Annotated in this window: 1 protein-coding gene and 1 pseudogene; one reads left to right on the forward strand and one right to left on the reverse strand. The window is 61.1% G+C overall.

Translation table 11 applies throughout. The annotated features are described in order from the left end of the window. On the reverse strand, positions 1-1,717 hold a 1,717-nt coding region (locus RIT73_RS04345; protein ID WP_309130825.1), incomplete at its 3' end, for an SdrD B-like domain-containing protein. A 1,026-nt stretch (positions 1,718-2,743) separates the two neighbouring features. On the opposite strand from RIT73_RS04345, the pseudogene RIT73_RS04350 reads away from it, so the two are divergent. Further along, a pseudogene (locus RIT73_RS04350) lies at positions 2,744-7,248 on the forward strand (hypothetical protein); the annotation flags it as partial.

The following is a 7,248-nucleotide window of genomic DNA, read 5'->3' on the forward strand; positions in this document are numbered from 1 at the left end:
TGCCGCCCGGGTCGGTGATGTTGACGGTGGTGGGGTCGAGGCCTTCGGAGTCGTTGTCCAGCACCGGGACGGTGGTGGGGTCGCCGATCTTGTTGCCATCGGAGGTGTCATCGGCAGCCTTCGGCGCATCGACGTAGGTGATGGTGACCTTGGCGCCGGTGTCGTTGCCGTTGGTGTCCTTCACGGTGTAGTCGATGGGTGTGGGGTTGCCGTTGAAGCCGTCGGCCGGGGTGAACGTGATGTCACCGGTGTTGGGGTCGACGGTCCACTTGCCTTCGCCGTCAACGGTGAGTTCCTTCACGGGGTTGCCGTTGGGGTCGGTGATGTTGACGGTGGTGGGGTCGAGGTCGCCCTTGTCGTTGCCCAGGGTGGGAACGGTCACGGCGGTGCCGCGCTTGTTGTTGAGCGACTCGTCGTCGGTGGCTTCGGGCAGGTAGGTGATGGTCACCTTGGCACCGGTCTGCTGTCCGTCTTTGTCTTCGACGGTGTAGTCGATCGGTGTTGGGTTGCCGTCGAATCCATCGGCGGGGGTGAAGGTGATCTTTCCGTCGTCGCCAACGGTCCACTTGCCTTCGCCGTCAACGGTCAGTTCCTTCACGGGGTTGCCGCCCGGGTCGGTGATGTTGACGGTGGTGGGGTCGAGGCCTTCGGAGTCGTTGTCCAGCACCGGGACGGTGGTGGGGTCGCCGATCTTGTTGCCATCGGAGGTGTCATCGGCAGCCTTCGGCGCTACCTCAGCCGGTGCGAAACCAGCGTCGACGGAGTCGGTGGTCGGAACATCGGTGTTGAGGTCGATGACTCCTGTGACTCCGCTCGAATCGATGTCGGAATCCTTAGCCGCATCGTCGCCGGCACCGCTGACCGTAGGCGTTGAGCCATCGGGAACGTTGGAGAACCGGACCTTGTACTTACCCAGGGGCAGGTTGTCGAACTTGTAAGCGCCATTGGAATCCGATGTTGTGGTGATCGGATTGCCGTCGGCGTCGAGTACGGGTTCGCCGTTCTCGGTGAGCAGCTCAACGGTGGCACCTTCGATTCCGGATTCGCCCTCGTCCTGAATGCCGTCGCGATTGGCATCCTGCCATACACGATCACCGATCACGCCGGTCTGAGGCACTCGTACGGAATAGTGGGCCTGGTCGTTCTGCACCTGCCAAGTGTTGTAGGGCAGTTTCGGCGACTCGCCATAGGTGGAGTTCAGGCCGTTGATGCCGTCGGCCCACTGCGAGTCGTCATCCTGGAAGTAGAGGTCTCCGGTCCCGTGGCTGCTCTGTGGGAAAGCGCTGAAAGGCGCGACATCGTTGTCAACTCGGAACTTGACAGTGTCGAACGTTCCGCGCAGGACCACTGAGCCACAGCCTGCAGTGTCGGTCTGCGGAGTCTGGTAGTCGGTTCCCTGTGCATCCTGGGAGCCGGTATCGCAGAAGCCTCCGGCGTTCCGACTCGAAGGCTTGAATCCGGTGGACGTGATGTCCAGATCTGTCGGACTCGTCCCTTCCGCCTTCTGAATTGTCACGCCGGCGGTGTCGACAGTCCACTGCTGTTGCAGGAAGCCACCGCGGGCGTACCACTTGCCGGTGTCCTCATCCTGTGCGCGTGCCCAAATGTAACCGCCGAGTCCGCTGACATCGAGAATCGGGTCAGTGACAGTCTTGTCAAATGTGAGGGTGACTTCGTCAGTGCCCTTGCAGACACCATCGAAGTTGACCTTCTCCATTGAATCGAACGTGCCGCAGTTCGAGGGATTGGTCTCAACGGCAACTGCAGGAAGATCTGAGGTCGTGGGCGAACCGGCGAACATACTGGGTGAAGCGTTCCACGCCGACTGATCCCCGGTGTCACTGAGATAGTTGGTGCCCTTGACCGTATTGTCGGACTCGGCCAGCTGCATGCGAAGGCCGACATTGCCGGTACGCAGGGCCAGGTTCGAGGTCGCGGAGTATGTGACGTTATCTCGTGCGTTCGGGAGCGTATTCTCAGTCGCCGCCGAGCCGGGGTCTTCGAGTGTCCACGCATCATTGAACACATACCCGTTCTGTTCTGCCGCAGAAGCTGCATCGACTCCAGCCAAAGTCATCGCAGCTGCGCTCGAGGCTGCCAGGACCAGAGCGGTCCCAGCAGAGATCACACGCCTGCCGGCGTGGTTCCCGCGTCGCTGCGATGAATGCGGCAATATGCGCCGTTTCATCCATTTCCCTTTCTTCAAGAAGAGCACTTCCAGTTGAGTGATGATTCAAAGTGCTGCTGCGAGTCTCGTGATTCGCTGTGATGGACTCACAACGGAAACCATCCAGTCTGGAAGCCCAGAACACGCAGCCTCTCACAGAGTACACGGAGGCGTTTCAGCTGGCTACCAGAATTACGAGGCATAGCCCGTTCGGTCAGCCTTTAGGCCCTGAAAAACAGCGGTCATTTTCTCAGCACCCCTACCTGCGTCTGAAGAATGGACTGCAAGTGAACTTCCAGGTCGCTGCCGCAAGTGGTAGCCCAAACTGATAGCATGCTGAGAGGAACAGGGAATTGCTCTCAAGACAGATCGGCTTGGTCTTGAGTGCGCACCAGCTGAGGACCATATGTATCTTCTGGGTCCACTAAGAACGCGGAGTGCATCAGCGCACCTGTCCGGGCTGCTCAGAGTCAGATCCAGGCCCGGCGCCACTTTCAAGGAGGAATACCGTTGTCGGAGCGATCACCACTCTCGTTGTGGAGACCCAGTGCGGAGAAGAGTCTTCGCCTTCTGTCGATGTTCGTCGTCATTGCGCTTCTGGCCGCGGTGAGTCTGTTCGCGCAGTCGTATTCAGCTGCCACTCCGGCAAAGGCCGCCAGCGGTTTCGACTGCAATGCAATCTACGCCGAGCAGGGTCAAGGCAATCGCAGCATCTGGAAGATCGACCAAGCCACTGGTCAGCAGACGGCCGAAGGTCGATTCAACGTCTCTGATGAGCCGACCTTGAATATGAACAGCTTGGGAATTGAAGACCGTGACGGGGACGGCCTCGGCGATGTGGCGATCAGTGTGCTTCCGAGGAGCGACGGATCCCGGACCATCTATGAATACTCAGCAGCCGACGGCTCGACGAAGCGGTTGGGCACGGGGGCAGCAAATGCTCCGGTGACCCATGGCGGCATCAACCCTGCCAACCACAACTATTACTACGGTGGTTTCAGCAACGGCGAGCTTCTGATCTACGGTTTCGACACGAAGAACAACGTCTCGATGGGATTGGTCGCCCGGGGCCGGGTGCCCTCGGGAAACAATGGGGCCAACGGCGACTGGGCCTTCGACTCGGCCGGGAATCTCTACGTTGTCGGTGGAGTCAACGGGCAGAACATCATCTCGCGTGTGGACCAGGAGATTCCGAGCTCAGGTGGAAGCACGGTCACCATCACTGCAACCCAACTGGCGACGATCACTACGCCAGCGGACAAGCCCCTGAACGGAATCGCGTTCGCGGGAAGTGGTTATCTCCACGTCGGCAGCAGCGACACGATCTTCAAAGTCAACCCCTCCACCGGCGCTGTGGTGGGACGGGTCTCTTTGGGGACCAGCGGTTCGGTGGACATGGCCTCTTGTGCTTCTCCGAGCACTGTCGAAGTGCAGAAGAACTTCCCTGAAGGCAGGCATACTGCCGGAGACCAGGTCGATCTGTCCGTCACCGGCGGGGGAATCACCCGGGGAAACACCGCGACCACCGCGGGCGACAAGACCGGTGTTCAGGACCAGTCGGCAGGGCCTGTGCTCGTGCTGTCGGGCGAGCAGTACACAGTCTCGGAAAAGGGGTCGGGCACCGGTGCGCCGAACTATGACAGTTCCTGGGAATGCGTCGACCAAAACTCCGGACGTCAGCTCGCGCAAGGTTCAGGAACCTCGGGAACATTCACCATGCCCGATGGCGGTGCCAAAGGCATCGCTGCTCTCTGTACCTTCACCAACAAGGCGAATCTGCCGGATCTCGAGCTGAAGAAGTCGGCGGACAAGACCGAGCTGGTCGCCGGTGAGACAGTGAACTACTCCTTCACCGTGACCAACACCGGTAACGTCACGCTGAGCGATGTCGGAATCGATGAAGGTGACTTCACGGGGTCGGGTGACATGTCCGACGTGGTCTGTCCTGATGGGGCGAAGTCGTTGGCACCGGGTGACTCGGTGACATGCACGGCGACGTACGAGGTGACCCAGGCTGACGTGGATCGGGGCTCGGTCGAGAACTCGGCGACAGCTGCGGGTCGGGATCCGCAGGGTGGGAATGTTGCATCGGATCCCTCCGACGCGCGGATTCCCCAGGACCCGAAACCTGGTATCGAGCTGAAGAAGACGTCCGACACCGAAGAGATCACGAAGGCCGGGCAGAAGATCACCTATTCGTTCGCGGTGACCAACACCGGCAACGTCACCCTGAGTGATGTCGGAGTCGATGAGGGTGATTTCACCGGTACGGGTGACATGTCCGATGTCAGCTGCCCCGAGGCGGCGAAGTCGTTGGCGCCGGGCAAGAGCGTGACGTGCACGGCGACGTATGAGGTGACTCAGGCTGATGTGGATCGGGGTTCGGTTGAGAACTCCGCGACGGCGACGGGCACTCCGCCGGGTGGTGGGGATTCGGTGAGATCGGATGACTCGACTGTCACGGTGCCGATGAAGCCTGCGCCTGGTATCGAGTTGGTGAAGTCGGCGGATAAGACTGATCTGGTGGCTGGTGAGACGGTGAACTATTCGTTCGTGGTGACCAATACGGGCAACGTCACGCTGACTGATGTGAGTGTTACCGAGGGTGACTTCACTGGTTCGGGTGACATGTCGGATGTGGTCTGTCCGGATGATGCGAAGTCGTTGGCGCCGGGTGATTCGGTGACGTGTACGGCGACGTATGAGGTGACTCAGGCTGATGTGGATCGGGGTTCGGTTGAGAACTCGGCGACGGCTTCGGGTCAGGACCCGCAGGGTGGGGATGTTGCCTCGGATCCGTCGGATGTGAAGCTTCCGCAGGATCCGAAGCCGGGCCTGGACCTGAAGAAAACAGCCGATAAGACCGAGCTCGTTGCCGGCGACACGGTGACGTATTCGTTCACGGTCACGAACACGGGCAATGTCACGGTGAAGGACGTCAATATTGCCGAGGGTGACTTCACCGGTTCCGGTGAGTTGTCGGAGATCAGCTGCCCCGAAGATGCGAAGTCGTTGCTGCCGGGGGAGAGGGTCACTTGCACAGCCACGTACGAGGTGACTCAGGCCGATGTCGACCGAGGTTCCGTTGAGAACTCCGCGACCGCCTCGGGCAAGGATCCGCAGGGTGGGGACGTCACCACGGGCCCATCGGACGTGAAGATCCCCCAGGACCCGAAGCCGGGTCTGAAGCTGGAGAAGTCAGCGGACACCGACACTGTCACCCAGGCGGGGCAGACGATCACCTACTCGTTCACGGTCACGAACACCGGAAACGTGACGTTGGCGGACGTCGGAATCGACGAGGGTGATTTCACCGGAACCGGCAGGATGTCGGACATCAGTTGCCCCGAGGCGGCGAAGTCGTTGGCGCCGGGCAAAAGCGTGACCTGCACCGCGACCTATGAGGTGACTCAGGCCGATGTGGACCGCGGCGGGAATCTGTCCAATACCGCGGCCGCCACGGGCACCCCGCCGGGCGGTGGCGACCCGGTGAAATCGGATGACTCCTCTGTCGACGTGCCGGTGAAGCCGGCACCCGGTATCGAGCTGAAGAAGTCGGCCGACAAGACCGAGCTGGTCGCCGGTGAGACGGTGAACTATTCGTTCACGGTCACGAACACGGGCAACGTCACGCTGACTGACGTGAGTGTGGCCGAGGGTGACTTCTCGGGATCGGGTGACCTGTCCGATATCAGCTGCCCCGAGGCGGCGAAGTCGTTGGCACCGGGCAAGAGCGTCACCTGCACCGCTGCCTACCAAGTGACCCAGGCCGATGTGGACCGGGGGTCGATTGAGAACTCCGCGACCGCCTCGGGGAAGGACCCGCAGGGCAAGGACGTACCATCGGATCCGTCCACGGTGAAGATTCCCCAGGATCCGAAGCCAGGACTGGAGCTGAAGAAGACGTCTGATACCGATGAGGTCACGAAGGCCGGACAGAGAATCACCTATTCCTTCACGGCCACGAACACCGGCAATGTCACGTTGACCGATGTCGGAGTCACCGAGGGTGACTTCACCGGTTCGGGCGACATGTCGGAGATCAGCTGCCCCGAGGCGGCGAAGTCACTGGCGCCGGGCAAGAGCGTCACCTGCACGGCCACCTACGAGGTGACCCAGGCCGATGTGGACCACGGCGGCGTTCTGTCCAATACCGCGACCGCCACGGGCACCCCACCAGGCGGTGGGGACCCGGTGAAATCGGACGACTCCTCTGTCGACGTGCCGGTGAAGCCGGCGCCGGCTCTGGAGCTGAAGAAGTCGGCGGACAAGACCGAGCTGGTCGCCGGGGACACGGTGAAGTACTCCTTCGCCGTCACCAACACCGGCAACGTCACGCTGACCGATGTCGGGATCGATGAAGGTGACTTCACCGGGTCCGGCGACTTGTCCGACATCAGCTGCCCCGAGGAAGCCAAATCTTTGGCACCCGGTGACTCGGTGACGTGCACGGCCGCCTATGAGGTGACTCAGGCTGATGTGGACCGAGGTTCAGTTGAGAACTCGGCGACTGCTTCGGGTCAGGACCCGCAGGGTGGAGACGTCACGTCGGGCCCGTCGGATGTGAAGATCCCGCAGGATCCGAAGCCGGGTCTGGGTCTGAAGAAGACGTCCGATACCGAAGAGATCACAAAAGCCGGGCAGAAGATCACCTACTCGTTCGAGGTGACCAACACGGGTAACGTCACGCTGACGGATGTCGGGGTCGACGAGGGTCACTTCACGGGGTCGGGTGACATGTCGGACGTGGTCTGTCCTGATGCGGCGAAGTCGTTGGCACCGGGTGACTCGGTGACGTGTACCGCCACATATGAGGCGACCCAGGCCGATGTTGATCGGGGTTCGATCGAGAACACCGCCGCTGCGACGGGCAACCCGCCGGGTGGTGGAGATCCCGTGAAGTCGGGTGACTCCAGTGTCACGGTGCCGGCGAAACCTGCGCCTGGTATCGAGTTGAAGAAGACGTCCGATACCGAAGAGATCACGAAGGCCGGGCAGAAGGTCACGTACTCGTTCGAGGTGACGAACACCGGAAACGTCACCCTGAGTGATGTCGGGGTCGATGAGGGTGATTTCACCGG

The organism is Brevibacterium sp., from assembly GCF_031179145.1.
In the GTDB taxonomy this organism is placed as follows: domain Bacteria; phylum Actinomycetota; class Actinomycetes; order Actinomycetales; family Brevibacteriaceae; genus Brevibacterium.